Origin of the sequence: Campylobacter gastrosuis, assembly GCF_030249845.1 — a bacterium.
Lineage (GTDB): Bacteria > Campylobacterota > Campylobacteria > Campylobacterales > Campylobacteraceae > Campylobacter_A > Campylobacter_A gastrosuis.
Genome location: NZ_JANURM010000001.1, coordinates 147,364 through 172,818 on the forward strand (window position 1 = coordinate 147,364; position 25,455 = coordinate 172,818).

Sequence of the window (25,455 nt, forward strand, 5' to 3'; positions counted from 1 at the left end):
AGGGGTGAAAACCCCTTTTGATTTTATAACTGCTTTTTTATTCTTGTGTTTTGATTTAGTCGCTGATTTGTAATTTTAAACCAAAAAATTACGCTGTTTTTGAGAATTTTTGTGGTTTGAAGTAGAACTTCGCTTGAAATTTACAAAGTGTCGCTTGTTTTTTTCTTTAAGGGAGAAGGGGGCTTGAATTGCGAAGTCACCCCCTTCTCCCTTAACAACCCACAACCCCGACGACGCTCTATCGTTGCTGTGCTTCGCACAGGTTTTTATCGCCGACAAGTCGGATTTACGTTTTAGCGTTTTAAAATTCTAAAAACGCTATATTTTGCAGACCACCAAAACAATGTCGTAACATTGTTTGTTTCATCTTTCGCAAACCACAAAAATGGTGTCTTAACACCATTTTTGTTTTCGTTTGCTCACCAGTCAATTCGGCGGTTTGTGCGGTTTGAGACATTATCGGTGTCAATGACAAATTGTCCGACATCGGTTTTATTACCATTTTTATCGTAGCTTCTGCCGCCCCAGTTGCTTGATTTGCCGTAGAAATTCACTTCTAGGACGTTCTCACCTATGCCACCATTTTGGACGTTGCTCTCATCTAACAGATACGGCGAAATGTCGCCAAGTTTGATGAAAATTTTATCCTTACCGCCTTTGTTGCTTGATAGTCTGATGTCTTGTTTGCCCTGATTTACGGCACCGATACCACTTATTCTAGCGGTGTTTAGGGCTCTTTGGTCTGTCCAGTAAGCTCTTGGGTCTAGATTGTTTTCAGCTTGATTTACAAACCAATCTTTTAAATTCTCACTTGCAAACTCTGGCGTTGAGTTTAGGATTAGCCCGGTTGTGCTTAGGTCGTTCATTAGTGTGCCGTTTGCTTGGCAGTCTTTGCAGTAAAATCCATAATAAAGCTTAGCGTCAAAGCCACTTGACGGACCTTCGTAGTAAGGTGCGTAGAGTTTGCCTTGTATCATTAGGGCGTCGTGGGTTGTGTTTATGTTGGCTGTGGTTTGCGAGTAGCTGTTTGAGAGCGTGTAGGCTTGTCTTGTGCCATCATCTTTTTCAAAGTCAGCCGAGCCATTTACCTTTAAGTCGCTGATGAAAAATTCTTGCGATGAGATGACAAATGGGGTTTGTGGATTTTGTCTGTAACGTGGGCTTACGTTTATGTATATATTTGCCGTTGAAGCCGTGTCAAAAAAGGCAGTTTCGGCTTTTAGTGGCATTTTGTTTTTGTTTTCTGTTGGATAGAATTTTGAATAGCCGTTGCTTATGCCACGTAGTTTATTTGCTTCATTGTAATTTGTGCTTGTATCATCTAAATTTAGCCCAGTCGTGTTTGTCGCTAGTGCTATGCGTTTAGCTAGTGGCTGGTCTTTGTTTGGCGAGTTATCTATAAATGGTATGCGTGTGCGTTTTGCGGTTATGTTGCTTCTTAGTGTTGGGTCGGTTGAGTTTATATCGCCTACGTTTGAGTAGTTAAGCGTAAAGCTAACTGGCTCGGCGTAGCAGTTGGTTGTGAAATTTGATAATTCTGTGCCGTTTTGGGCGACTGCTTTTATGCTTAAATTTAGCGTGGCTTTTTGCTTTAAGCTCTCATCGCTTGAAGTTGCGTTAAAATCATCTAAATACGTGTAGCCGTTGTTTGCATTTGTAATGCCATTAAATGTCGCTTTTATACCAGCTGGGATAAATTTTAATGTATCGGCTAGCTCAATATCACAATCAACCAAATCCCTGGTAAAGCCACCTGATTGGGTGCCGCTTCGTTTGCACTCCCTGCCATATCCGTTTGTGTTTTTATCATCAACTGCCGTCCATTTATTATCTAAAATTTTAAAGTCAAACTCCATTAAATCCCAAAAGATAAATCCGCCAGTTCGTGATTCGTTGTTGGTAAAATTTAGTCCGGGTAGCGGTAGGTTTTGGTTTGGACACGTTTTGTTTTTGGTTTTAAAGACATCTGATAGCTGGGTGTCGTATTTGCCTGTTTTTATCGTGCTGTGTGTGCCTTTGGCTACGTGCGTTTGGTCGGTGTTGCGTGTCGGTAGCTCGGCGTTATTAGCTCCTAGTGCTTTGACGCTAAAATAGTAGGTTTTACCTGCAAATAGCTTTTGTTTATCTAGCTTTGAGCCAGTTGATGATAAGCCGTTGTTTGTGCGGTTGTAAATCTCAAATTTTAGACCAGCTGGGCGGATTGAGAATGTATCTGAGGTGCTAACTGGACTTTGATTTAGTATGTTTTGACTAAATGTGCCATCTTGTGCGGTAAATACCTTAAATTTTGCATTTTTTGTGATTTTTTTATCCATATTTGGGATATCAAAGCAGTATCCGTTTGACGGGACGGATATTGTCGGATAGTTATTGGCGTCCGTGATGAAATCGGTGCTTGTTTCTTTCTTTTTCTTTGGATTATTTGTATCCGTTTCATCTGAGTAGTTTGCTTCGTATTCTAGGGCGACAGCGACCTTGTCATCGCCACTTGTTAGACCCCCGCCACCATTTTCATCTTTGGCGATTATGCAAAATTGCCCGCTCTTGCCTACCTGCCTAGCTCTTAGCGGACTACCCCAAAGCCAGTTTAGGTCTTTTTGTTTATTTTTAAATGCATCAAGAAATTCTTTATCCACGACCTTATACTTTGAGCCACCACTTGGCTCGTCCATACAGAATTTGTCGCTGTCGGCGATTAAAAACGAAGTCGCTTGTGTTACGATTGAGTTAAGCATCATTGTAAAATAGTCAGGCTTTTGTAAATTTTTAGCGTTGCCATTGTATTTTATTTTTACTCTATATTGAGTTGCTGGGATTAGTTTTAATCCGTTGTTTGCTGTAAAGCTTCTGCCATTACAGCCATCAGGGTTGTTGTATGTGTAGTAAGTTGGAGATACTACGTTGCCATCTTTTGTGGTTCTATTGATTGAAGTTGGTGTTGCGTTTGCGGTTTTGCAGTAGGTTGCTTTTTGGTTTCTTTCATCTGTTAGTTCAACTCTAAAATCGCCAGAGCCTATAAAACCCATATTAATATTCCATTTATTCCAAACGCTTCTAACAGAGCCGTTGTCACTTTTATCTCTTACCACAATGGTTGCATTTGTTACTTTGCCACTTGCGTCACGCTGTGCGTTTTCTGTGCGATATTGAACGCCTTCTGAGTAGTTCCACCTGTTATAAACGTTATTATTTCTACCAACTGTTTCTTCAATTTCATTTGGCACTTGGATATCGCCCTCTAAATAGATAGAAAATTCGCCTGTGATTTTTGAAAAAAGGTCAAAGAAATTTTGTGAGAAGTAAAAATTTATATCTTTACCTTGATAAAATCTTTTGTTTAAAGTAGGGTCGTTAAATGTCTTTGTTTTATAAAGGTATTTGTTAATTTTATCTTGCGATACTTTTTTAGGGTCTATTTCATCTGTGATATTTCCACCCCAGCTTGAAACATCGGCGTCTAAGGTATTTTTTTGGTTAAAAATAAACATTTTAATGCCTTTTGTGCGTTTTGCACCGCCAGTGCTTCTGCACTCATCAGCAAAGGCAAAATTGGCTAAAACTAAAACAGCTAGGCAAATCTTAAATTTACGTCCTACCCCCCCCCCATTTGCTTATGTTTAACATTTATAACCCCCTTGTTAAAGTTTTATTTATTGTAGCCAAAATTTTCTTAGTTTAAACTACTTTTTGCTAAACTCTCGCAAAAAATTTTCAAGGAGTAACGATGAGTAACGATAATTTTACAAAAATCGCACAAAGCGTAAGAGATGAGGCTGGATATAAAGACCCTATTGCCTTTGCCATTGGCAGAGTAGAACGTGGAGTGGTGGATAAAAGTGCGATTTTATCGGTAAATTATGTGGTTGTAAATTTCAAAGAGAGCTATTTAAGCGCGGCTGTGATTATCAAAGCGTTAAGAGAGTGCGGTGTGAGCGTGGATTTTAGCGGTAGCGAATTTGTGGCTGATTTTAGTAAAGATGTGGCACTTAAAGCGTGGGAGATGTTTAAAATTTTTGAGAGTGAGATAGAAAAACACCAAAATGTAAAGCTAGTTAGAGCGGTTTTAAACGAGCTTGAAAATGCGCAAAACGAGGGTAAATTTAGAGTGGCATTTTTATTTAGCGACGAAAAGCCAAAGAGCGTTGAAGCGGTCTATCTAAAACTCTATCTTTTAAGTCAAAATAAGGCAGAGCTTCGCTCACTATGCCTTGACGGGGCGTTTGGAGTGCTAAAAAACGTAGCTTGGGACATAAATGGCAAACCAATTGAGCTTGAATATTTACGCCAAAATGAGATAGAACTAAAAATGAGAGGCGAGTATCCAGCGATTTTAAGCGTAGATAAATTCCCACGCTTTTTAAGCCACGTAATACCAGCTGATAATACTAGAATCCTTGAAACGTCAAAGGTAAGAATGGGCGCAAGTTTGAGCGCCGGCACGACCATAATGCCGGGCGCTGCTTATGTGAATTTTAACGCTGGCACGACCGGTAGCGTAATGGTAGAGGGCAGGGTAAGCAGCTCTGTTGTCGTGGGCGAGGGCTCAGATGTCGGAGGCGGGGCGTCAATACTTGGCGTATTAAGCGGAACAAATGGCAATCCAGTGGGTATCGGCAAACATTGCTTGCTTGGCGCAAACTCAGTCACTGGCATACCGCTTGGCGATAAGTGCATTGTTGATGCTGGGATTGCGATTTTAGAGGGCACAAAGGTATTTATAAGCGAGAAAGACAGAAAGGTTTTAAGCGAGATAAATCCTAAATTTAGCTTTGATAGAGAGCTTTATAAAGGACTAGAACTTGCAAATTTAAATGGACTTCATTTTAGACAAAATAGCCAAACAGGGCAAATCATCGCAAGTGCTTCAAAACGCGCCATTAAGCTAAACGAGGCACTTCATTAATGTATGAAAAAATAGCCGTTTTAATAGACGCTGAGAATTTCTCATATGCTTTGATTGAGCGAGTTTTAGGCGAAATTTCGCACTTTGGCAAGATAGCTAAGATAAAGGCGTATGGGGATTTTGGTAGCTCACATCTTCGTGGATATAAAGAAATTTCGCTTAATTTTAATATCACGCCAGTGCAAAATTTCAACTACACAACGGCTAAAAACTCATCAGATATCGCGCTCGTTATTGACGCTATGGACTTGCTTTATAGCGGTATTTATGACGCATTTGCTATCGTTTCAAACGACAGCGACTTTTTAAGGCTATCATCAAGGATAAGAGATAACGGCGTAGCAACTATCGGCGTGGGCGAAATGAGCGATAAAAGCGTGGCTTATACGCACTATATCTGCATAAATAAGGCAGAAAATGGGGCTAAAAATGATGATTTAAAAAAGCTGGATTTGGTTGATGATAAATTAATAGATAGGGTAGCGAAATTTTTTAGCTTTTTATCAAAAGATGAGATAAAAGAGCCAGTAAAACCAGCTAAAAAAAGTGGCGTTGATAAGCTTTTAGATGAGATAAAGCAGACTTTAAAGACCGATAAAAACGGCTTTTATAATTGTGGCGAGTTTGGGAGTTTGCTTAAACAACGCTATGATGATTTAAAGCTTACTGACTACCCAAAAAAGGCTGGGGATTTTGTAAGACAGCTTGAAAAAGAGCAAAAAGTCATCTTAAAAACTGAAAATTCAGCACTAAAATTTAAACCAAAGGATACAAAATGAACGTAGCAGTCGTAATGTATGATAGGATAAATCTTATAAATTTTGCAAATGTGCTTGGGTTTATAAAATCTTTTGAAAATGCAAATGTCAAAACCTGCGGATTTAAGAGCGAGGTGGTTGATGAGTTTGGCATTAAAATGCACCCTGAAATTTACGGCGAGGGGATTTATGGGGCTGATATTTTAGTCGTGCCTGACGGCGTTGGGGCGCTGAATTTACGCCACGATGAGATATTTTTATCGTGGATAAAATCAGGCTCATCAACAAAGACTAAAATCGGCTTTGATTTAGGCTCACTAATTCTTGCTGGGGCTGGATTTTTGCAAGGCAAAAAGGCGACAATTAGGGGCGGATACAAAAACGCCCTAAGCGAATACTGCGAAATTTGCGGTGAGAAAGTCTGCCAAAGTGGCGATATAATCAGCGTTAGCGAGTGGGGCGATGAGATAAAGTCAAAACTCGCTCAAATTTTAGCTTAAAGTTTTATTTGATATAATCCAAACCTTAAAATTTAAAGGAGAAAAAATGGCTTCATACTCAATGGGCGACCTAAAAAAGGGTCTAAAAATAGAAATTGACGGCATACCATACAAGATAGTTGAGTATCAACACGTAAAACCGGGCAAGGGCGCGGCGTTTGTGCGTGCAAAAATCAAGTCGTTTATTGACGGCAAGGTGCTTGAAAAGACCTTTCACGCTGGCGATAAGTGTGAGCAACCACACCTAGAAGAGAAGCAAATGCAGTATCTTTACGATGATGGCGAGTATTGTCAGTTTATGGATACGGCTACTTACGAGCAGGTCGCTATCGCTGATGATGATGTGGGCGAGGCGAAAAAGTGGATAATTGATGGGATGATGGTTGATATTTTATTTCACAACGGCAAGGCGATTGGCGTTGAAGCACCGCAGGTCGTTGAGCTTAAAATCGTAGAAACTCCGCCAAATTTCAAGGGCGACACACAAGGTGGTAAAAAACCAGCCACGCTTGAAAGCGGTGCAGTCGTGCAGATACCTTTTCACGTTTTAGAAGGCGAGGTGATTAGGGTTGATACGGTTAGAGGCGAGTATATTGAGCGTGTGAATAAATAAAAGAGCCGATTTTGGCTCTTTTGGCGTGAATTTATGGTTGATGATATTTTAAAATTTATACTTATAAAATACAAAACTCCGCCTGAAAATATCTTTGTAAAGCACCCGAGCATTTCGGTATTTAGGCACATTGATACGAAAAAATGGTATGCCTTGCTTATTTATTTAAAGGTCGGCGCAAAGTATGATGATGTTTCGTTAAACAATGCGATGACGCTTTTAAATTTAAAGCTACCGCCGGGGCTTGTCTTGCTTTTAACGGACAATAAGAGCTTTTTACCAGCCTATCATATGAATAAAAAGCACTGGATAAGCGTGAATTTAGACAGCCCAGCGCTTAGCAAATCGCTCGTTTTTGAGTTAATTGATAAGAGTTATGAGCTTACTTTAAACGAAGCTGACAATGCGAATTTTTAGGCTAATTTTACTTTAAACGAGATTATGAAACGAAATTCTAAACTATTTTTACTGCTATTTTTAGGAGCACTTTCGGCGTTTGGACCATTTGTGATTGACCTTTATTTGCCAGCACTACCGCTGATTTCACATAGTTTTAGTGCTAGTGTGTCGCTTACTCAGCTCACGCTTACGACAAGTATGGCTGGACTTGCTGTGGGTCAGTTATTTATCGGGCCAATAAGCGATAAATTTGGGCGGAAGCTACCTTTAACGATATCGCTTATCATCTACACCATTAGCACGATTTTTATATTTTTTACCAAAAGCATTGAGATGTTTATCTTTATGCGCGTTATTCAGGGCTTTTCATCGGCTGGTAGTCTTGTGATTGCACGTGCGATTGTGGGCGATTTATACAGCGGTGGGGAGTTAAGAAAATTTTTTTCGTTGATGATGGTTATCAACTCACTTGCACCGATTTTATCGCCAGTGATTGGGTCGTTTTTGATAAAGGTTACCGATTGGCGTGGGATTTTTGTGGTGCTTTCTCTCATTGGCATTACGCTTTTTATTGCAAATTTTAACTTCAAAGAGAGTTTGCCAGAGCACAGGCGATTTAAAGTCCCACTTTTAGAGACTTATGCCATTTACAAAGAGATTTTTGTTTATAAAAAATTTATGATTTTTGTAGGGATTTTAACCTTTTCGCTTGGTGCGATGTTTGCCTATATTTCGGCTAGTTCGTTTATTTTACAAGAGCATTTTAGCCTAGATCCGACCCAGTATGCGTTGTGTTTTGGTTTAAATGGAGCAGCTCTTAGCTTTGCTGCTTTTATTTCAAGCAAACTAAACGAAGCAAAAGCCCTAAAAATCGGCATTTTTGGGCTATTTGGTGTCTCGGTTTTTTTATTTTTGACATTTAGTTTAAATTTCGGACTTTATGCGGTTTTGGCTGGATTTTTTATGCAATTATTTTTTAGCGGATTTATCTTTCCAACAGCTTCGGCACTTGCTATGAATTGTGGGCGAAAATATGCTGGCTCAGCCTCTGCTGTGCTTGGATTTTGTCCGTTTTTATTAGGCGGTGTCGTGTCGCCACTTGTGGGACTTGGTGAGATTTTTTTTAGCACACCAGCCGTGATTTTTAGCTGTGCTTTTGTGGTTTTTGTGCTGTTTTTTATGGCAAAAAGGCATTTAAAAGAGCAAAATTAATTAAACTTAAACCACCTTATCAACCCTAATGCTATCTAAAAAGCTATCTTTTAGCTCACTTAGTAAATTTTGCATATTTGTTATCTCTTTACTATTGGTATTTGTATTTTGATTTAGGGCGTCTGGGTAGAATTTAGCCAAAGCCTCCTTTTCATCGCTATTTAGCCCCTCTTTGCCGACATTTTCAAGTTTGATTTTTGCCTGCAAAGCTTGTAGCATTTTCATCTCATCCTCGTTTGAGCTTACTAGCTTACTTATGCGTATTTGGCGAGTATCAGCGGCTACGCTAACTATGCTTTTTAGATATTCATCTTGCTCATTTTTACTCATTAGCTCGTTTTGTGTGATGAGCCTGTCTTGGTTTTTATCAGCACTTAGTGTGCGGTTTAGCTCACTCTCAATAGTGTTGCTAGTAAAGCTAAATCCGCTTGGCTGGGTTATTAAAGAGCTTATGTATTCGCTTTTTTGAAAATACTTATCCACGCCCTCAATGCTTACTTGTGTGATTTTCATCCCTGTATTATTAATCCTGCCAAACTCCGCAAAATACGAATTTGTCCTTTCTTGCTCAGCCTTGTTTAAAGCTCCATTTTTATCATCATCAGCCATTAAATAGCCACGTTTATAACAAACCAGCTTGATACGAAATTTTGTGCATTGCCGTTTAAAATCACGCTGCCATCATCATTTTTAAAGACATCATCACTGCCAAAAACACGATTTATTGTATTTAAATTCTCATTGCTTAGACCGATTTTTATGTAATTACCACTTATTGCATCTTTAAAATAAATGGTGTTTTTAAAGTCGCTTTTGCCGTTATTTACCTTAATATCGTGCGAATTTGCAAGGCTATCAACGCTTTTTGATAACTCTGATAGCTCTGAAATTTCTAGCTTTTTACTGCTTAGATTTGGCGCGTCATAGACTGGTAAAATCTCTCGCAAGAATTTATTGTTAAAGGTAGTTGCAGAAAAATCCACGCTTAATAGCCTCCAACCTGCTCATTTAAAATTTTAACACCAGCAGAATTTTGACTAACAACGCCATTTGTAGCTTTTAAAAGCAGGTCATCACTGGTAAAAGCTAATAAAACGTTAAGTAGTGCAAATTTAAACAATTTTATGCCTTTTTAAAAATATGCTATCTTAACACATTTTATTTTTATTGTCAATATTTTTTAAACAAGCCTAAAATTTATAACTTGTTTTGTGCTAAAAATGTGGTTTTAACGCTATTTTAAATCAAAATAGCGTTAAAAATGGTTGCTAAAATTTATACGCAAAACTTACCTTGAAATTTCTGCCACTCTCCCAGTCAATGGTATTTGTATCGCCTGAGTATTCGGCTGTTCTTTGTGAGTGCGAGGCGTAGGCTTTGTTAAATAGATTATAAACCCCAGCGTTGATTTCAAGCCCTTTTAACCTGCCACCACTTGGTATGTAGGTGGCGTAGATATCGCTTACGGCGTAGCTTGGCATTTTTACGTGCTTGGCGTTAAAGTCGTTTGCTGAGATCGTGTTTTTTGACTTAAAAAACAGCAGATTATAGCCTAAGAGCAGGTCGGCTCGTGGTAGGCTATACTCGGCGTTTAGGGCGTATTTATCGCCTTGGTCGCGATATCCTATTAGGTTTGAGCTTAGGTATCTTGTGCCATTTCGCCCAGTTACGGCGACCCTGTCTTTGTATTTTACCTTTTGGTGCGTGTAGCTAGCACTTAGCGAGAGTGCGTCTAGCGTGGCTTTTGCAAGAAGCTCAACGCCGTCAATAACTGCACCGCCAGAATTTACACGGCACAGCGTGTTTGCACCATTTGGGCAGCCCACGACGCCGGCGTTTGCGTTGTTATCCACGATTAAATTTTCATATTCGGTTCTAAAATATTTTGCGATTAGGCTAAGGCTGGAATTTTCGCTGATTTGATTTTTAAATCGCCCTCCAAATTCATACGAATCCCCAGTCGTCGCCTTTAAATCGCCGTTTTTTGCCCAGTTGTAAGCCCCAGCACGACCGCTGCCAGAGGCTAGCATACTCTCTATCACATCAGGACCTCTAAACACCTTTGCATAGCTTGCAAACGCTCCAAATCCCCTGCCAATCTCATAATCAAGTGCGAGTGCTGGGCTAAATTCTTTAAATTTATATTTAATGCTTTTTAAACTACCAGCCTTGCCGTCATAGCTTTTTAGCTCGTGAATTTCATATCTAATGCCCGGTGTGAGCGTGAAATTGCCGTATTTTATCGCATCTTCAAGGTAGGCTGAGTAGTTATTTACCTTTTCTGGCGTTGTGTTGTTTGGTTTTGAGAAATTTTTGCTCGTGTAAAATTCCGTGCCGTATTTTAGGGTGTGTAAGAAGTCGCCAGTTGTTAGCTTTTGCGTGGCTGAAATTTTAGCACCGCTCGTTTTTACGCCCCATTTTGAGCTATCAACCCTTTCGTGAGTGGTATTGTAGGCGTTAAAATTTAGTTTAAAATCATCATTTGGCATAAAATCGTAGTTAAAAGTGTGCGTCTCTCGCTTGTATTTTCGGTAACCAAGCTGTCCGTCCTGCCACGCTCCAAACTCAGCCCTAAGCGGATAAAGCCCCTTGTATTGGTTACGTTCGGTTGAAAGGCTTATTTTGTGAGCGTCGTTAAAGCTATATCCAAGTTTAAAAAGATAACTGATATCATTGCCATCTCCGCCAGTTCTTTTGCCGTTACCAGCCTTACTAAAATCGTATCCGTAGTGCTTAAAAGCACCTAAAATTTCAAGGTTTTGTGGCGTTTGTCCAAACAAAATCGCACTTTGAGAAAAACCCTTGTTGTTGCTTGTGTAGCCCATTTTTAGCTTAGCACCAAAGCTTTCGTTATCTTCAAGCAAATCAGAAGCATTAATCGTCTTAAACGCAACAGCCCCACCAAGTGTGCCAGAGCCGTTGGTTACGGAGTTTGCACCCACGCTCACTTCAACAGCCTTAATCAAATCAGGGTCAATTAGCAAATCAGCATTGTGATGAAAGGTGTTGCCGTTTTGTTTTGCGCCGTCAATCGTGATATTTATGCCCCTGTCGCTCACGCCACGCATATAAATTTTTTGATTCATCGCATTTGTCCCACCGACATAAACGCCCGGTATATCTCTAAACACATCGTTTAGTAAAGTGGCGTTTCTAGTTGAAATTTTGGCTTCATCAACGCCATCATACCCCTTGCTATTTGAGGTAACACTAATCGTCTCAAACGACACATTTTCACTGCTAAATGCAAAACTGGCAGCTAGGGCTGCGACAATAGAAATTCTCATTTTTGCTTTCTCCTTTTGATTTTATTATTGATTTGTGTTATCAAAAATAAGCGTGAATTATTACAAATAAAACTTTAAAAATTTATAAATATAATTTGTTATCAATTATCAAAAAATTTGATAAAATATTGACATTAATTATCATTAAATGCTATAATGCGACCTTTGAAATTTTTAAAAAAGGCAGAAAAATGGAGTTTGTAAAACACAATGTTGAGTATCTAATCATCGCAATTTTAGGCATTATGAGCTTTTTTGTGGTTTGGTTTAGCATTGAAAGGGTAATTTTTTATGCAAATGTAAAGGTTGGCGAGTTTAAGAGCGTTGAGGCACTTGAAGAGGCACTGACAAAAAATTTAACTTCACTTTATATCATCTACTCAAACGCCCCATATATCGGACTTTTAGGCACTGTTGCTGGGATTATGGTTACGTTTTATGATATGGGTATGAGCGGTGGGATTGACTCAAAAAGCATTATGATTGGACTTTCGCTCGCTCTTAAAGCGACCGCTTTTGGGCTGATTGTGGCTATACCAACGCTGATGATTTACAATGGATTTAATAGAAAAGTAGATATTTTATTAAACCGATACAAGGCAGAAAATAGATGAGACTTAATAAAAAAGATGGCTTAAATGTCGTCCCATTTATTGATATTATGCTGGTTTTACTAGCCATTGTTTTGTCAATTTCAACATTCATAGCACAGGGCAAAATCGCCGTTGATTTACCAAATGCAAATTCTGCTAAACAAGAAAATGATGATAAAAAAATGAGTGTGGTTATTAATAAGGATGATAAAATTTTCATTGATGATAAAGAAATAAATGATAATGATTTGAAAGAAATTTTAAATAATATTGATAATAAAACGCTAATTGAGCTAAAAAGCGACAAAAATGCAAAATTTGATAATTTTGTAAAGGTGATTGATATTTTAAAAGAAAAAGGACACGAAAATTTTGCTATCTCAACTCTACTTCAATAGAGCCACAATCGGCTTTGTAATCTCGTTTATTACGCACTTTTTGCTTGGTTTTTACATTTATGAAAACCATAAAATTTTAAAGATAAAGCCAAATGAAGAGCGTTCGTTAAAGATTGATTTACTCTCATATAAGCCAGTTAGCACGCCGGTTGTAGAACAGATACAAAAAGAGCAAATAACACCACCAGAGCCAGTTATCACGCCACCAGAGCCACCAAAAGTGGTTGAGAAAATCGTAAAAAAAGAGCATAAAAAGCCTGAAAAAAAGCACGAAAAAAAGCCAGCAAAAGAGATAGTAAAAAAGCAAAATTTCACGCCAGAGCCACCACCAGCAAAGCCAGTCGTGCAAGAGCCAGTCCAAACACAGCAAGTAGCACAAGTAATCCAAACGCAAACCACGCCACAAATTCAGCCAAAAGCCCAAGAAATCGGCGAGTTTAACATAAAAAGCTCGGCAAACGATACAAATTTTATGCAAATTAGAAAAGCTATTGAAAAGCACAAAAAATATCCAAAAAACGCCCAAAAAATGCGTCAGCAGGGCTTAGCCGAAGTGTCGTTTTTATACAAAAAAAACGGCTTGATAGCGGAGATAAAAATCGTAAAAAGCTCGGGATTTTCAAGTCTTGATGAGGGTGCGATTAAGTGCATTGAGCGTGCGGCTAGTGAATTCCCACTGCTTGATAAGGATTATCACATTACAATACCGATTGGTTTTAGACTGATTTAATTAAGTTTTTCTTATAATCAAGCCTTTAAATTTAAAGGGAATTCGTGGCTTTAATTGATCTAATAGAAGTTAGCAAAAAATTTGGTGCAAATGAAATTTTAAACGAGATTAGCCTAAGCATAAACGAAAACGAGCGAGTGGCGATAATCGGCAAAAATGGCGGTGGCAAAAGCACTTTGATGAAAATCATTAGCGGTGCTTATGAGGTTGATAGCGGGCGAGTGATACGCCAAAATGGCGTTAAGATTGAGATGTTAGCCCAAATGCCAAAATTTGATGAGGGTTTAAGCGTAAAAGATGCCCTAAATTTAGAGCTAAAAGAGATTTTTGACGCAAGAGATGAGTATTCACAAATTTCAGAAAAACTAGCTCACGAGCCACAAAACAGGGAGCTTCACGACAGAGCCGATGAGCTTATAAAATTCATTGAGAGTAAGGATGGCTGGGATATTGAGCGAAATATAGAGCGTGTGCTTGAATATTTTAGCCTAAAAGAGTATGAAGATCGCCTAGTTAGTAGCCTAAGCGGTGGCGAGGTTAGACGCGTAGCACTAGGTGCTTTAATCCTTAAAAAGCCAGATATTTTGCTCCTTGATGAGCCGACAAACCACCTTGATGTTTATATGGTTAGGTTTTTAGAAGATATGCTTAAAAACTCAAAGCAGACGATAGTTTTTATAAGCCACGACCGCTATTTTATTGACGCCATTGCGACTCGTAGCGTTGAGATTGAGGACGCAAAAATCAGAAATTTTGACGGCGGATATGCCTATTATTTAGAAAAAAAGCAAGAAATTTTAGCAAGTTTAGCCAAAACCCACGAAACGCTTTTAAAGACGCTAAAAAGCGAAGAGGAGTGGTTAAGGCGTGGTGTAAAAGCGCGTTTAAAACGCAACGAAGGGCGAAAAGAGCGAGTGCTTGCAATGCGTGAAGAGGCTAAGAAAAATCCCGGTGTAATTAGGCGGGTAAAATTAGAGCTTGAACGCGCTCAAAAGAGTTTTAATCAAGGCGGACTAAATGAAAACCGCAAAAAAATGCTCTTTGAGATTAAAAATTTAAGCGTAAAAATGGGGCAAAAAGAGCTAATCTCAAATTTTAACGCAAGGGTCTTACAAGGCGAAAGGATAGCCATTGTCGGTAAAAACGGCTCAGGCAAAAGCACACTTTTAAAAACGCTTCTTGGCGAGTTAGTGCCAAATTTTGGCGAGATAAAGCGTGGCGATGTTAGGATTGGCTACTTTGATCAAAACCGAACGGAGCTAAGCGACGAGAAAAGTCTAATTGAAGTTTTTTGCCCAAATGGTGGCGATATCGTGCAGGTTCGTGGGCGAAATATGCACGTTTATGGCTATCTTAAAAATTTTCTCTTTCCAAAGGAATTTTTAGATAAGCCAGTTGGCGTTTTAAGCGGTGGCGAAAAGCACAGGGTGGCTCTGGCGCTTCTTTTTACAAAAGAGTATGACGTGCTGGTGCTTGATGAGCCGACAAACGACCTTGATATTGCTACGATTAACATTTTAGAGGAGTATTTGCAAAGTTTTAGCGGCGCGATTATTTTTGTCAGCCACGACCGCTATTTTGTGGATAAAATTTCAAATAAACTTTGGGCGTTTAGCGGCGGTAAGATTGATGTTATACACAACGAATATAGCGTTTATTTAGAGCTTGAAGATGAGTTAAGTCAGCTAAATGAGTTTGAAAAAACGGCTCATCAACAGCTAGAAGTTACTACAAAGCAAAAAAATGGCGTAAAATTAAGCTACAAACAGAGCAAAATTTTAAACGAATATCCAGATTTAATAGATAATTTAAATAAAGAGATTAAAAGACTAGAAAGCGATTTGGCTGACCCAAAAATCTATCAAGAGATTGGAATTTCAAAGCTTTATGATGAGCTTGAAGCTAAAAAAAATGAGCTTGAAAGATTAGAAAACGAATATTTTGAAGTGCTTGAAATAGCTGAAAATTTAGAAAATATTTAAATTTTTTACTGCTAAGATGAGAGTGCAAAAGGGTTAAATTTGCACCCAGCCCCAATCTTGTCGTTTTGTAAAATCTGCTAAATTGTAAAATTTATCAGATATTTATCTTTAAAATAGTAAAATCGGCGAAATTTTTAAAAGAAAGTCGGTCGTGAAAAAAGCATTTACTATGGTTGAAATGGTCTTTGTTATCGCCATTATCGCCATTTTATCGGCAGTTTTTGTCCCAAAGCTCTTAGCCACAAGAGATGATGCTCAGATCGTTAAGGGGATTAAAAATTTAAATATGTTTATTAGCGACATTGGCATTTACTATACCGCAAAAAACGGCTTTGCAGAAAACCCACGAGATATGACAAGCGTTAAAGATATTGACTGGTTTGATGATGAGAGCGGAGAAATTTTAGTCGCTGGTAAAAAGTGCATTAGCTTTTTTATAATCCCAAATGACGGCGTAAAACCAGCCCATTTAAGGATAGAAGACGGCAGTCAAAAGAGCGAGAAAATTTGCAGACAAATCCTGCTTTCAGATACAATGAAAAACATAAAAACAATGCGAATAAGCTACAACCAAACTCACAATTCAAGAGATGATAAAAACGCAAACTACGGCGAGATTATGATCGGCGAAGGTAGCACCGTTAGGTGGTAGCTACACAAAAAGATAGTAAAAAATCGGCATTGTTACAAAACTAAACACAACGCCCATCGCCACGGATGAAACCGCTAGCGAGCTATCAAGCTCAGCCTTCATAATCATAGCACTAGCTAACGCCATAGGTGGCATAGCACATTGTAAAAGCCCCACGAGCCACGTTTTATCTAAATTCTCGCCAAATAACTTTGCGACTGCAAAAAAGAAAATTGCTGGCACGACCATTTTACACGCCAATACCACGCCAAGGGCTTTATAAGAGCTTTTAATACTAGCAAAACTAAGCCCAACCCCAATGGCAAAAAGTGCCACCGGCGTAACGCTACCCTCAAACATACGAAGTGGCGAAAAGATAAACTCTGGCAGGCTAAAATGCTTTAAGGTAAGGGCTAAAACTAGGGCGACAAATGGCGGGAATTTTAGCACCGAAATGGTGTTTTTTAGGAGCGAAACCTGATCTTTTGCACCAAAAGATAGAATAAAAGGCCCAAGGATTGAGAGCGGTATGCTAGTGGCTAGCTGGTCGTAAAAAATCGCCTCATTTATCACGCTATCGCCAAAAAAGCCCTTAACCACCGGCATACCCACAAATAGCGTGTTGCCAAATAGGCTAAGCATCACAGCACTCACCATCGTGGCTTTTGAAAATTTAAAAATGTAAGAGAGCAAAAGTGCTACCAATGCCCCAAAAATCGTAGAAACAAAGCCAAGTGCGATGATGTTTATCAGCGTCGTGTCAATATTTACGTGATAAACTTTATCAAAAATCAGAGCTGGGATTGCAAAGCAAAGGACAAAATTTATGAAAATTGATGAGTGTTTTTGTTCTAATACGTTAAATTTTTTTGCTAAAAATCCAGAGGCGACTAAAACAAAAATAGAAAAAAGTGGGACGAAAATCATCTTTTTTGCCTTTTTTGTGGTTTAAAAAGCGTAATTTTAGAGCAATAAAAATAAAAATTTTCTAAAATAGACAGAAAATTTATACATATTTTTTACGATTTTTGTGTAATATTTCACAAATTTTAGGGGTATTTATGAGAAAAATTCTATTTTTTACGGCTTTTTTTGTGCTGTTTTTGTTTGCAAGTGATGATGAATTTAAGGATGCTGTAAGGGCTTTTAATGAAAATGATTGTCAAAAATCAAGCCAAATTTACAAAAAACTAGCCGAGCAAAATCACCCAAAAGCAGCGTTTAATTACGCTTGGATGTTTGAGAAAGGTCAGTGCGTAAATCAGGATTATAAAGAGGCTAGAAAATTTTATGAAATAGCACTAAATGGCGATGATATCGGCTCAAAACGCTTGGCAGCTTACAGGCTCGGACTGCTTTTATTTACAAAACGTGGTGGCGATGAGAGCAATGAAAACGAGCGTGCAATCAAGCTTTGGCAGCTCTCGCACGAGCTTGGATACGCCCAAGCCGCAATGGGACTTGGCACGATTTATTTGCAAGGCATTATCATAAAAAAAGATGAAAATTTAGCACGAGATTACTTTAATATCGCCTGCAAAGCCAAAATCAAAGAGGCGTGTATGATTTTATCAAACTTAAATCCGTAAAACATAAAATGTGGCTTAGATTAAATCAAAAATATTTGCTGGTTTTTTATTTATTTTCGTAAAAATATTTTAAAATAGCGTTAAAATCGTGATTTAGTTGCCATAACTTGGCAGTTAAAAGTGCAAAAAGTCCAGCCGTTTTTACCCTGATATCGCCGTTATACTCGTTAATGTTGCGTATTAAGTTAGCTATCTCGTGCCTTGTATAAAGTCCTATCTAGCGTTTTAAATTTATATCATCTTTTTAAGCTCTGACCGCTTACTTTGTGCAGTTTGGCATAACTAAAATAGCCATTTAAAACAGATTAAAATGGCTTAAAAATAGCGATAAATTAAATAATGGCGGGTAAAGTGGGATTTGAACCCACGAAGGCTTGCACCTTACACGCGTTCCAGGCGTGCTCCTTAAACCGCTCGGACATCTACCCAAAGTGGGCGATTATAGCCAAAAACTACTTTTTTAAAGCTGATTTTGGATTTATCCGCTTAAATAGCATAACAAATCCGCTAATTATAAATAAATTTATAAGCAGACACGAAAGGCAAAACATCACCCTACCGACCTCGCCAAAAATGTCGCCTTGATGAATGCTTAGCATTAGCCTTGAAACTGCCCTAGCGTCCATTTTGCCGATATTTTCTGCCTTATTTAGTGGCGTTAGTGTGGCGTTATTTTCAACCAAAAAGCTAAAATTTTCACCTCCTTTTTTGTAGCTTAAATTTTTAGCATTTGATGAGATTGTAGCCTTGTCAAAATCGGCGTTTAAAGCCAAAACTGCCCTGTCAAAATCGCTAAAATTCACACTGCTTTTGGCATTTTTAACTGCTCTTTGCTCGGTTTTTACTCCAAATGCCGTATTTATGGCATCTCTTACAAAGCCATACGACCAAAAAAGCCCACTAAGGCTCATAATAAGCAGTAAAATCGCAGTCCAAAGCCCTAAACTTGCGTGAAGCTGATACCAAAAAGCACGACCTTTTAGGGCGATTTTAAACATTAAACTCTTTGTGAAATTCTTTTTAATAAGTGGTAAATAGAGCCAAATTCCGCTTAAAATAAGCAGGGCAAGGCTAATTGAGCTAATTGCGACAATGTGTTTGCCAATGGTTGAAGCGGTCTTATTTTCTAGCAATGAAAGCCCTAAATTTCTATGAAACATAAGTGCTACAAACATCGCCTTAAAGCCCACGTCATCGTAAATTTCGCCGTTGTAAGGGTTTGCAAAATAGGCATTTCTCCCACCCACGCCTTGTGTGTAAATATGATAAACACCATCTTTATTAATATCTATATTTCGTATCTCAAAATCGCCGTTTTTTGCCTTTAAATTAGTTAAAATTTCGCTTATTTTTTGCTTGTTTTCGCCCACTTCTACGCTAAATAAATTTTGATTAATAATCTCTTTAATCTCCGCTCTATACGCTACTATTGAGCCACTTATACTCATTATAAAAAGTGGTAAAAATGCCAAAAAAGTAAGCAAAAGATGAAGGTTAAAAACTAAACGATTTTTCTTAAACATTTACGCTCCTAATTGATATGCAAAATCAAAAATGTGATTGTATCAATAAAAAATAAAGAAAAAATTAATTATTAAAGGTTTTTTGGCTAAAATCCATCTAAATTTATAAACGAGAAGCAAATGCAAGAGATTTTAAACAAACTAAATGAGTCACAAAAAGAGGCATCAAGTCACATTGACGGAGCTATGCTGATTTTAGCCGGTGCTGGCAGTGGTAAGACCAAAACTATCACGACGCGCCTTGCCTATCTCATCGGCGTTGTAGGCATTGACCCGGCAAATACGCTAACGCTTACATTTACAAATAAAGCAGCAAACGAAATGCGAAGTCGTGCCTTAAAACTGCTTGGCGAGGGCAGAAATTTCACTCCGCTTTTATGCACGTTTCACAAATTTGGGCTTTTGTTTTTGAAATTTTACATTGATAGATTAGGGCGAAAAAACAACTTCATAATCATTGACACAGACGATAAAAAGCGGATTTTAAAGAGCTTTGAAAGTGCTATACCAACCTCAACTCTCTCAAATGAAATTTCAAACTACAAAAATTCACTTTTTAGCGTTGATGACGTGCTAAAAAATGCGAATTTTTTAAACGTGGAGAGAGAAAAGGGTGATTTTTATCAAAAAGTAGCACAAATTTACAAAAAATACGAGGAGTATCTTTGGGCAAATAATTTGGTTGATTTTGATGATTTGCTCGTGCTTACGTATAAAATTTTAGATGCTGATGAAGCCTTGGCAGATGAAATTTCAAACCGCTATAAATACATAATGGTTGATGAGTATCAAGACACAAACGACCTTCAATACAAGCTTTTAAGAAAACTATGCAAAAGCCACGAAAATATCTGTGTCGTGGGCGATGATGACCAGAGTATTTATGGTTGGCGTGGGGCTAAGATTGACAATATTTTAAATTTTAAAGATCAATTTTCTAACGTAAAAATGATTAGGCTTGAAGAGAATTACCGCTCAACAACGCCGATTTTAAGGGCTGCAAACGAGCTAATTGATCATAACCGAAACAGGCTTGGCAAGAGCCTAAAAAGCACGATAGGTAGCGGCGATGAGATTGAGATTATGGAGAGCATTGATGAGAGTGCTGAGGCTGCAAAAATTGCTAAAAAGATTAAAACTCTGCTTTCACAAGGCGTAAAAGCCCCTGATATTGCGATACTTTACCGCATTAATGCCCTGTCGCGCTCACTTGAAGAGTGGTTAAATAAGGAGCAAATTCCATATAAAATGGTCGGTGGCGTGAAATTTTACGAAAGAGCCGAAATTAAGGACATTATTAGCTATTTAAGGCTTGTTACAAATCAAAACGACGACTTTTCGCTACGTAGAATCATAAACCGCCCAAAAAGAGGACTTGGCAACGTAAGCCTAGCAAAGCTTGAAAAAATCGCCTTTGAAGCACAAATTTCACTCTTTGAAGCGACACAAATTTTAGATGAAAACGACGAGGCATTTAGCAAAAAAGTAAGGCAATCCTTAATTGAGTTTGGTGCGAATTTAAAAGAGTTAGCCACGCTTGATAGCGTTTATAGCTTAATTGACAAGCTTGAAGCAAAATTTGGTATAAAAAAATATTACGAGAGCCTACCTGACGGCGCTGAAAGGGCTGCAAATATTGATGAATTTTACGCATTGATAAAAGACCAGATTAAGCAAAATCCAAGCTTTGAGCTTGAAGAATTTTTAAACGAACTAACCTTAACAAGCGAGGCTGACGGCATTAGCGACGAGATGATTAGCATTATGAGCGTGCATGCTAGCAAGGGCTTGGAGTTTAAGCACCTCTTTGTCATTGGGCTTGAAGAGGGCTTTTTCCCACTCATTGGCGACGGCAGCGACATTGAAGAGGAGCGAAGATTAGCCTATGTAGCAATCACAAGAGCAAAGCGAAATTTAAGCCTAAGCTACGCACTTTCACGCTTTTATAAAGGTCAGCGAACACGCCTAAATAAGAGCAGGTTTTTAAGCGAAGCTGGGCTAATTCAGGGCTCACTCGTGATTGAAGAGAGTGGCGATTTTAAAAAGGGCGACTTGGTTAAGCACAAAATTTTTGGCATCGGGCGAGTGAGTGCTGTTACAAAAATAAAAAAAGAGCAAAAACTCACCATAAATTTCGCTGGCAACGTAAAAGAGATAATGTCAAGCTTTGTTACAAAGGCGGTTTGATGAACGCCATTTTTGTCGCCAAAAAACCAGCCGGACTTAGCTCAAACCACTTCTTAAACCGCCTAAAACGCAAGTATAATTGCAAAAAAGCTGGATTTTCAGGCACACTTGACCCCTTTGCTAGTGGGGCTTTGCTCGTGGCTTTTGGCAGCTACACAAGGCTTTTTAGCCACATAAATAAAAGCCCAAAAATTTACAAAGCGACAATGTGGCTTGGTGCAAAAAGCGAAAGTGGCGATAATCAAAACATAAGCGAAATTGCGATTTTACCGCCATTTGAGCCTGAAATTTTAAATAAAACTATTGCTAAATTAAGCGGAGAAATTTCATACACACCGCCAAAATTTAGTGCAAAAAACATAAACGGCACAAGGGCTTACAAACTTGCACGAAGTGGGGTGGATTTTGAGCTAAAAACGCAGACAATGCAGGTTTTTAACGCCAAAATCACAAACTACTCGCACCCATTTTTAAGCTTTGAAATTTCAGTTAGCGAGGGCAGTTATGTCCGCTCATACGCTCAAATTTTTGCTAAAAATTTAGGTGTAAATGCCACGCTTAGTGCCTTAGAGCGAGTTAGCGAGGGCGGACTTTGCTATGAAAATGAGCGGTTTTTAGACCCAGTTTTGCTCTTAAATTTAGAAAAAAACGAGTATTTTGGCGATATTTTAGAGATAAAAAACGGCAAAAAACTTGATAAAACGAAATTTAAAAGACAAACAAATGGCAAATTTTTATTAATTTATGATGATTTTTTTAGTATCATTGAGATAAAAAACGATGAAGTAATTTATTGTTTAAATAAGGTTGAAAAATGTTAATACTTTCACGAAAAGAGAATGAAGAGATTTGGATAGGCGACAATATGAAAATCATTGTCGTCAATATCGCCAAAGGTGTCGTAAAAATAGGCATTGAAGCTCCACGAAACACCGTGATTTTTCGCAAAGAGCTAGCCGAGCGAATAAAAAGAGAGAACGAAGAGGCGAGTAAAAATTCAGAACAAGCCAACATTGATGAGCTTTCAAAAAAAATAGAGCAATGAGAAGTTTTGCAAAGATAAATCTATTTTTAAAGGTGGTCGGCACAAGGGCAAACTACCACGAAATCGCCTCTCGCTTTATTTTGTTTGAGAAAATTTTTGATGAGATTAGCTTTGAGCGTGGCGATTTTGAGATTAAATCTAATGTCAAAATCAATGGCGAAAATATCATTTTAAGGGCGATTAGTGAGCTTAAAAAAAGTGGGTTTAAAAACGAGCTTGATGAGTTTTTTAGCACACATAAAATCGTGATAAATAAGCAAATCCCAATGGGTGCTGGACTTGGAGGAGGTAGCTCAAACGCCGCTACTTTTTTAAATTTAGTAAATCAAACGCTAAATCTTAAAATTTCAAAAGATGATTTGATAAAAATCGGTGCTAAAATTGGTGCTGATGTGGCGTTTTTTCTGAGCGGTTTTAAGTGTGCAAATGTCGGCGGTATCGGCGAAATCGTAAGCGAATTTGATGATTTTGTGCCTGATTTAGAAATTTTTACGCCAGATATTTTTTGCGACACGCCAAGCGTTTATAAAAAATTTAGAAGTGATTTTATGCAAAATATTAATGTGAATTTGACAAATAAATTTTTAACGCTAAAAAATAGCGAGTTGTTAGAAAATTTCACAAACCACGAATTAAACGACCTTTTAGCCCCTTGTGTGTCGCTTTATCCAGAGATTAGTGAGTATAAAAATATGTTTTTAAGTGGTAGTGGCAGCACACTTTTTAAGGTAAAAAAATGAAAGAGGTAGCAAAAAACAAAAAGGCATTGCACGAGTTTAGCATAATTGAAACCTTTGAGGCTGGGCTGGTGCTAAAAGGCAGCGAAACAAAGGCACTTCGTGCAGGACGTGCAAACTTAAAAGATAGCTTCGTGCGTATCATAAAGGGCGAAATTTTCTTGCTAAATGCACACATTTCGCACCTACAAACTACTCACTCGCACTTTCGCCCTGACGAGAGAGCCCCTAGAAAGCTTTTAATGCATAAAAAGCAGATTGATAGGCTTTTTGGTGCGGTTACAAGGGACGGCTACACGCTTATTGCGCTTGCGATTTATCTAAATAGCAAGAATATTTTTAAGGCAAGGATAGCCCTTGCAAAGGGTAAAAATTTGCACGATAAACGCGAGAGTTTAAAGAAAAAACAAGCCGATTTGGAGGCAAAAACGGCTATGAAAAATTTTGGTAAAAATTTATAAAAAGGATAAAAATGAGAATTTTTAAGGTTATTTTTGCGGTTTTTATAGCGATTTTTTTAAGTGCTTGTGGCAATGAAAATGGCGATAAAAAGAGCGAACAAATCTCAAATTTTAAAGAGTTTAAAGATGGCGAAGAGGTCGTTTTAAAGGGCGTTTTAGGCAAGGATATGACGCTTGTTAGAAAAAATGGCGGTTTTGTGGTTAAAGGCGAAGAGGGCAAATATTTAATGCTTGATATTTTTGGGACATTTTGTCCGCCGTGCCAAAAAGAAGCACCCGAGATTATGCAGTATCAGCTAGATAATCGTGACACTTTTAACATAATTGGCTTAACACACTTTGAAAATGTAACTGATGAGTATGTTTTAAATGACTTTATCAAAAAATATAACGCATTTTATTTCATCACAAACGACACGGCAAAAAACAGCCGAATCGCCGAGCAAATCGTGCGTGATATCGCTTACAAGCACGAGATAGCACTGCCGTTTAAAGTGCTTTTAAAAGATGGCTATTACCAAATTTTAACTGACAACGACACTGGCAAATTTGGCGTAAAATATTATATCGGCGGTATAAAAATGGATAGATTTAAAAAAGATGTTGAGCGGATTGAGGGTTTAAAGTAGTTTTGGAACGATATTTGCTTAAAAACGCACGAAGGAGTTAGTCAATGTTTGTTTTACAAAGTTCAAAATCAAAACCGCTAATTGAAGCGGCAATGGCAGCCAGAGAGTTAAGGCAGGAGCTGATTTCAAGCAATATTGCAAACATTGACACACCATTTTACAAGGCTAGGGATATAAATTTTGAAAGCGAATTAATCGCAAAAGCTGATGAAATTTATAACAAAAGCGGTAAAAAAACGCTAGAACTTGCCAAGACCGATGAGAAGCACATTAACAAAGTAGAATTCCCACAAACTGGAATTTCAAAGATTTTTCTAAGGGACGGACACACCGCTAGAAACGACGCAAACAGCGTTGATTTAGACGTAGAAACGACTGAGCTTAGCAAAAACTACACGATGTTAAGTGCGATTGATAATGCCTACAAACGAGAAGGCACTATCTTTAAAAGCGTGATTGAAGCAAGTGGTAAAATTTAAGGTAAAAAAATGTATTTAAACGATTTTGATATTAGCGGATACGGACTTAGTGCTCAACGTTTTAGAATGAACGTAATTAGCTCAAACATAGCAAACGCACACACCACACGCACGGCTGAGGGCGGACCTTATCGTAGGCAAGAGGTGATTTTTAAGGCGTTTGATTTTAATAAAATTTTAAACCAAGAGCTAAAAGAGCGAGGTGCTATGCACGAGTATCAAAACCCAGTAGATGACCCAGATGCTCCAAAAGACGCCTTTCCGCCGGTGATGAGCGTGGTTGTTGATAAGATAGTGCGCGATGATAAGGACTTTATCCTTAAATACGACCCAAGCCACCCAGACGCAAATGCCGATGGCTACGTGGCTTATCCAAACATAAACCCAGTCATTGAGATGAGCGATTTAATAGAAGCCACTCGTGCCTATCAGGCAAATGTAGCAGCCTTTCAAAGTGCAAAAAGTATCGCTCAAAGTGCGATTTCGCTAATCGGAGGTCAATAATGCAAAATTTTAAAATCGGCGAATTTCAAGCCCTAAATCGAGTAAATAAAAAAACAGAAGTAAAAAATGATGGCACCGACTTTGGCGAAATTCTAGACAACTCGCTAAAAGAGCTAAATAAAGTCCAAGAGAGTGCTGATAAGGCGATTGCCGACCTTGCTACTGGCGAGGTTAAGGACTTGCACCAAGCTGCCATTGCAATTGGCAAAGCTGAAACAAGTATGAAGCTAATGCTTGAAATTCGCAACAAAGCACTAAGTGCGTATAAAGAGATTTCAAGAACACAAATCTAATT

At 38.3% G+C, this 25,455-nt stretch carries 28 protein-coding genes and 1 tRNA gene; 21 read left to right on the forward strand and 8 right to left on the reverse strand.

Annotated features, from left to right (window positions below):
* Window positions 1-419: 419 nt before the first annotated feature.
* Window positions 420-3,488 (reverse strand): hypothetical protein, encoded by a 3,069-nt coding sequence (locus tag NYG85_RS00745; protein ID WP_284936657.1) that lies wholly within the window; start codon window positions 3,486-3,488, stop codon window positions 420-422.
* Window positions 3,489-3,724: 236 nt separating this feature from the next.
* On the opposite strand from NYG85_RS00745, the gene NYG85_RS00750 reads away from it, so the two are divergent.
* The 6 genes from NYG85_RS00750 to NYG85_RS00775 are packed head-to-tail and all read left to right on the forward strand — an operon-like array spanning window position 3,725 to window position 8,385.
* On the forward strand, window positions 3,725-4,903 hold the full coding sequence (locus tag NYG85_RS00750; RefSeq protein WP_284936658.1) for a tetrahydrodipicolinate N-succinyltransferase N-terminal domain-containing protein: 1,179 nt from the start codon (window positions 3,725-3,727) through the stop codon (window positions 4,901-4,903).
* Complete coding sequence (locus NYG85_RS00755) at window positions 4,903-5,682, forward strand: NYN domain-containing protein (RefSeq protein WP_284936660.1); 780 nt, start codon at window positions 4,903-4,905, stop codon at window positions 5,680-5,682. Before NYG85_RS00750 ends, NYG85_RS00755 begins: the two co-directional genes overlap by 1 nt.
* Window positions 5,679-6,161 (forward strand): type 1 glutamine amidotransferase family protein, encoded by a 483-nt coding sequence (locus NYG85_RS00760; RefSeq protein WP_284936661.1) that lies wholly within the window; start codon window positions 5,679-5,681, stop codon window positions 6,159-6,161. The genes NYG85_RS00755 and NYG85_RS00760 overlap by 4 nt, the downstream gene beginning before the upstream one ends.
* 46 nt (window positions 6,162-6,207) lie before the next feature.
* Window positions 6,208-6,774: an elongation factor P gene (gene efp, locus NYG85_RS00765; protein WP_284936662.1), complete on the forward strand. Its 567-nt coding sequence runs from the start codon at window positions 6,208-6,210 to the stop codon at window positions 6,772-6,774.
* 33 nt (window positions 6,775-6,807) lie between these two features.
* Window positions 6,808-7,191, forward strand: a complete 384-nt coding sequence (locus NYG85_RS00770) for an MmcQ/YjbR family DNA-binding protein (protein ID WP_284936663.1) — start codon at window positions 6,808-6,810, stop codon at window positions 7,189-7,191.
* Window positions 7,192-7,215: 24 nt separating this feature from the next.
* Window positions 7,216-8,385 (forward strand): multidrug effflux MFS transporter, encoded by a 1,170-nt coding sequence (locus NYG85_RS00775; RefSeq protein WP_284936664.1) that lies wholly within the window; start codon window positions 7,216-7,218, stop codon window positions 8,383-8,385.
* 6 nt (window positions 8,386-8,391) lie between these two features.
* Here the strand turns inward: NYG85_RS00775 and NYG85_RS00780 are convergent, their stop codons facing one another.
* The 4 genes from NYG85_RS00780 to NYG85_RS00795 all read right to left on the reverse strand — a co-directional run bounded on the left by NYG85_RS00780 (window position 8,392) and on the right by NYG85_RS00795 (window position 11,672).
* Window positions 8,392-8,994 carry a hypothetical protein gene (locus NYG85_RS00780; protein WP_284936665.1) on the reverse strand — a complete coding sequence of 201 codons (603 nt, stop codon included), beginning with the start codon at window positions 8,992-8,994 and terminating at the stop codon, window positions 8,392-8,394.
* Entirely contained in the window at window positions 8,994-9,368 is a 375-nt protein-coding gene (locus tag NYG85_RS00785) for a hypothetical protein (RefSeq protein ID WP_284936667.1), read from the reverse strand. Before NYG85_RS00785 ends, NYG85_RS00780 begins: the two co-directional genes overlap by 1 nt.
* A 2-nt stretch (window positions 9,369-9,370) precedes the next feature.
* Window positions 9,371-9,505: a hypothetical protein gene (locus NYG85_RS00790; protein WP_284936668.1), complete on the reverse strand. Its 135-nt coding sequence runs from the start codon at window positions 9,503-9,505 to the stop codon at window positions 9,371-9,373.
* Between the two features lie 148 nt (window positions 9,506-9,653).
* Window positions 9,654-11,672, reverse strand: a complete 2,019-nt coding sequence (locus NYG85_RS00795; RefSeq protein ID WP_284936669.1) for a TonB-dependent receptor domain-containing protein — start codon at window positions 11,670-11,672, stop codon at window positions 9,654-9,656.
* 191 nt (window positions 11,673-11,863) lie between these two features.
* Between NYG85_RS00795 and exbB the strand changes: the two genes are divergently transcribed.
* From exbB to NYG85_RS00820, 5 genes are all read left to right on the forward strand, one after another.
* A complete protein-coding gene (gene exbB / locus NYG85_RS00800) occupies window positions 11,864-12,286 on the forward strand; it encodes a TonB-system energizer ExbB (RefSeq protein ID WP_284936670.1) in 423 nt (140 codons plus the stop codon).
* Window positions 12,283-12,663, forward strand: a complete 381-nt coding sequence (gene exbD, locus NYG85_RS00805) for a TonB system transport protein ExbD (RefSeq protein ID WP_284936671.1) — start codon at window positions 12,283-12,285, stop codon at window positions 12,661-12,663. The genes exbB and exbD overlap by 4 nt, the downstream gene beginning before the upstream one ends.
* Complete coding sequence (locus tag NYG85_RS00810; RefSeq protein ID WP_284936672.1) at window positions 12,638-13,393, forward strand: energy transducer TonB; 756 nt, start codon at window positions 12,638-12,640, stop codon at window positions 13,391-13,393. Before exbD ends, NYG85_RS00810 begins: the two co-directional genes overlap by 26 nt.
* Window positions 13,394-13,437: 44 nt before the next feature.
* Window positions 13,438-15,375 carry a ribosomal protection-like ABC-F family protein gene (abc-f, locus tag NYG85_RS00815; RefSeq protein ID WP_284936673.1) on the forward strand — a complete coding sequence of 646 codons (1,938 nt, stop codon included), beginning with the start codon at window positions 13,438-13,440 and terminating at the stop codon, window positions 15,373-15,375.
* A gap of 151 nt (window positions 15,376-15,526) precedes the next feature.
* Complete coding sequence (locus NYG85_RS00820) at window positions 15,527-16,027, forward strand: type II secretion system protein (RefSeq protein ID WP_284936674.1); 501 nt, start codon at window positions 15,527-15,529, stop codon at window positions 16,025-16,027.
* Here the strand turns inward: NYG85_RS00820 and NYG85_RS00825 are convergent, their stop codons facing one another.
* Entirely contained in the window at window positions 16,028-16,933 is a 906-nt protein-coding gene (locus NYG85_RS00825) for an AEC family transporter (RefSeq protein ID WP_284936675.1), read from the reverse strand.
* 134 nt (window positions 16,934-17,067) lie between these two features.
* On the opposite strand from NYG85_RS00825, the gene NYG85_RS00830 reads away from it, so the two are divergent.
* Window positions 17,068-17,595 (forward strand): tetratricopeptide repeat protein, encoded by a 528-nt coding sequence (locus NYG85_RS00830; RefSeq protein WP_284936677.1) that lies wholly within the window; start codon window positions 17,068-17,070, stop codon window positions 17,593-17,595.
* A 340-nt stretch (window positions 17,596-17,935) separates the two neighbouring features.
* On the opposite strand, the gene NYG85_RS00835 is transcribed toward NYG85_RS00830, so the two are convergent.
* Both NYG85_RS00835 and NYG85_RS00840 read right to left on the reverse strand, forming a co-directional pair.
* A tRNA-Ser gene (locus NYG85_RS00835) sits at window positions 17,936-18,023 on the reverse strand.
* Window positions 18,024-18,047: 24 nt separating this feature from the next.
* Complete coding sequence (locus tag NYG85_RS00840) at window positions 18,048-19,118, reverse strand: PepSY-associated TM helix domain-containing protein (protein WP_284936678.1); 1,071 nt, start codon at window positions 19,116-19,118, stop codon at window positions 18,048-18,050.
* Window positions 19,119-19,238: 120 nt separating this feature from the next.
* Here NYG85_RS00840 and NYG85_RS00845 point away from each other — a divergent pair, with 120 nt between their 5' ends.
* The 9 genes from NYG85_RS00845 to fliE are packed head-to-tail and all read left to right on the forward strand — an operon-like array spanning window position 19,239 to window position 25,453.
* Window positions 19,239-21,305: a UvrD-helicase domain-containing protein gene (locus NYG85_RS00845; RefSeq protein ID WP_284936679.1), complete on the forward strand. Its 2,067-nt coding sequence runs from the start codon at window positions 19,239-19,241 to the stop codon at window positions 21,303-21,305.
* Complete coding sequence (gene truB / locus NYG85_RS00850; RefSeq protein WP_284936681.1) at window positions 21,305-22,126, forward strand: tRNA pseudouridine(55) synthase TruB; 822 nt, start codon at window positions 21,305-21,307, stop codon at window positions 22,124-22,126. Before NYG85_RS00845 ends, truB begins: the two co-directional genes overlap by 1 nt.
* Window positions 22,120-22,350 carry a carbon storage regulator CsrA gene (gene csrA, locus NYG85_RS00855; RefSeq protein ID WP_284936682.1) on the forward strand — a complete coding sequence of 77 codons (231 nt, stop codon included), beginning with the start codon at window positions 22,120-22,122 and terminating at the stop codon, window positions 22,348-22,350. The genes truB and csrA overlap by 7 nt, the downstream gene beginning before the upstream one ends.
* A complete protein-coding gene (locus NYG85_RS00860; RefSeq protein WP_284936683.1) occupies window positions 22,347-23,090 on the forward strand; it encodes a 4-(cytidine 5'-diphospho)-2-C-methyl-D-erythritol kinase in 744 nt (247 codons plus the stop codon). The genes csrA and NYG85_RS00860 overlap by 4 nt, the downstream gene beginning before the upstream one ends.
* Entirely contained in the window at window positions 23,087-23,548 is a 462-nt protein-coding gene (gene smpB, locus NYG85_RS00865; protein ID WP_284936684.1) for an SsrA-binding protein SmpB, read from the forward strand. Before NYG85_RS00860 ends, smpB begins: the two co-directional genes overlap by 4 nt.
* A gap of 11 nt (window positions 23,549-23,559) precedes the next feature.
* Complete coding sequence (locus tag NYG85_RS00870) at window positions 23,560-24,177, forward strand: thioredoxin domain-containing protein (RefSeq protein ID WP_284936685.1); 618 nt, start codon at window positions 23,560-23,562, stop codon at window positions 24,175-24,177.
* Window positions 24,178-24,221: 44 nt separating this feature from the next.
* On the forward strand, window positions 24,222-24,656 hold the full coding sequence (gene flgB / locus NYG85_RS00875; protein ID WP_284936687.1) for a flagellar basal body rod protein FlgB: 435 nt from the start codon (window positions 24,222-24,224) through the stop codon (window positions 24,654-24,656).
* Window positions 24,657-24,665: 9 nt separating this feature from the next.
* Window positions 24,666-25,160 carry a flagellar basal body rod protein FlgC gene (gene flgC, locus NYG85_RS00880; protein ID WP_284936690.1) on the forward strand — a complete coding sequence of 165 codons (495 nt, stop codon included), beginning with the start codon at window positions 24,666-24,668 and terminating at the stop codon, window positions 25,158-25,160.
* Window positions 25,160-25,453: a flagellar hook-basal body complex protein FliE gene (gene fliE, locus NYG85_RS00885; protein ID WP_284936691.1), complete on the forward strand. Its 294-nt coding sequence runs from the start codon at window positions 25,160-25,162 to the stop codon at window positions 25,451-25,453. Before flgC ends, fliE begins: the two co-directional genes overlap by 1 nt.
* Window positions 25,454-25,455: the final 2 nt, after the last annotated feature.